This is a genomic window from Streptomyces sp. NPDC054956, from assembly GCF_053609185.1.
Genome location: NZ_JBSGXB010000632.1, coordinates 1 through 1447, shown reverse-complemented (window position 1 = coordinate 1447; position 1447 = coordinate 1). Strand labels below are relative to the sequence as shown.

2 protein-coding genes are annotated in these 1447 nt (G+C 75.5%); one reads left to right on the top strand and one right to left on the bottom strand.

From position 1 onward, the window contains the following. Positions 1-516: GntR family transcriptional regulator (locus ACWGDE_RS38935; RefSeq protein ID WP_453393817.1), on the bottom strand; the 516-nt coding region annotated here is incomplete at its 3' end. Between the two features lie 332 nt (positions 517-848). Between ACWGDE_RS38935 and ACWGDE_RS38930 the strand changes: the two genes are divergently transcribed. Then, positions 849-1223 (top strand): cupin domain-containing protein, encoded by a 375-nt coding sequence (locus ACWGDE_RS38930; protein WP_453393816.1) that lies wholly within the window; start codon positions 849-851, stop codon positions 1221-1223. Positions 1224-1447 lie beyond the last annotated feature (224 nt).

Here is a 1447-nt window from a genome sequence, read left to right as displayed (position 1 = left end):
GTAGGAGACCGTGTCCGGGGGCATGGCCGCGACCAGGGCACCGACCGCCTCCGGATAGGTCGTGCGCTCCACCATCACCGGGGTCCCGGACAGCGTGCGCAGCCTCAGGACCCGGTGGACGGGGGCGCCCTCCTCGATCCGCAGCTGCTCCGCTTCCTCCGCGTCGGCCTCCCCCGGCGTCACGGCGACGGTCCGTCCGCCCGGCTCCTGCCCGAGCGAGCGGGCCCACCGGGTGAAGCTGCGGAGCTCGGCGACTCCCCCGGCCGCGCCCGGACCGCCGCCGAGGACCACCCGGCGGGTGCCGCGCCGCGAGGTGACGAGCCCGTCGGTGCGCAGCGCGGCGAGCGCCTGGCGGACGGTCCCCCGGGACACCCCGTAGCGGCGGGCGAGTTCGTCCTCGGCGGGCAGGCGGGCGCCCGATCCGTACTCGCCCGCGGTGATGGCGGTCCGCAGGTCGGCGGCGACCTTGAGGTGGAGCGGTGTCCTGCGTGCCGTATCGCGCGGTGCCTCGTTCACGGGCCCAGCCTGCCACGGCTCCCGGCGGGCCCGGACGGCGGTGGCCGGTCCGGGAGGGGCGGTCCTGGAGGGCCGGTCCGGGAGGGGCACTCCGGGAGGGGCGGTCCCTGAGGACCGGTCCCGGAGGGACGGTTCGGGAGGGCACTCCGGGACCGGCGGTCGCCTCCGGCCGAGACGAAGGGCCCGGCAGGTCGGGACGTTCCGCCCCGGATTGAGACGATGCCCGTCGTCTAAATTCGAGGCATCGGCGCGGGTACCCACCCCCTTCCCGCACCCGGGCTCCGCCCGGCGCGGCCGCACACCGACTCGTAGAGGAATCCACCATGTTCGGCATGACCATCGACACCGCCCTCGACACCACCGCCGGTCCGGCGCTGCGCCTCGACCCCGAGGGCGGGCCCTTCCGTGAGCTCGCGGCGGTCCGGATCCAGGTGCCGGCGGGCGGCACCATCCCGGCCCACGGGCACGGCGCGTCCGAACTGCTGCTCACCGGCGTCGCCGGCACGGTGGAGGCCTCGTGCGGCTGCGGCGCCGAGACGGTGACCCCGGGAACCTTCGCGATGCTGCCGGCCGGCAAGGAGATCACCCTGGTCAACCACGGCACCGAGCCGGCCACGGTCCTCGCGGTCTTCTCCCAGAGCGAGTTCACCGAGCGGCTGCCGCGCGGCACGGCGAAGGGCTGCGGCTGCCAGGGGCACGGCCACTGATCCCCGCGGATCCTCCACGGGGAGGGCGACTGGACCGGCCGTCCACCTGCTCCCATACTGCTTTCCGTGAGAGCCACGGATAAGCAGCCCCGCACCAGTCCACTGGTGCCCGACGCGGTCGTCCGGGAGATCTCCCGGCACGGCTGGGACTCCGTCACGTGCGGCTGCGGCCGCCCTGCGGGGCACCTCGTGGACACCTTGTGGGACGCGGCCGAGGGACACCC

Bases quoted from the DNA above. Each gene is read 5' to 3' on its own strand.
- ACWGDE_RS38930 (WP_453393816.1), top strand. From the start codon at position 849: ATGACCATCGACACCGCCCTCGACACCACCGCCGGTCCGGCGCTGCGC.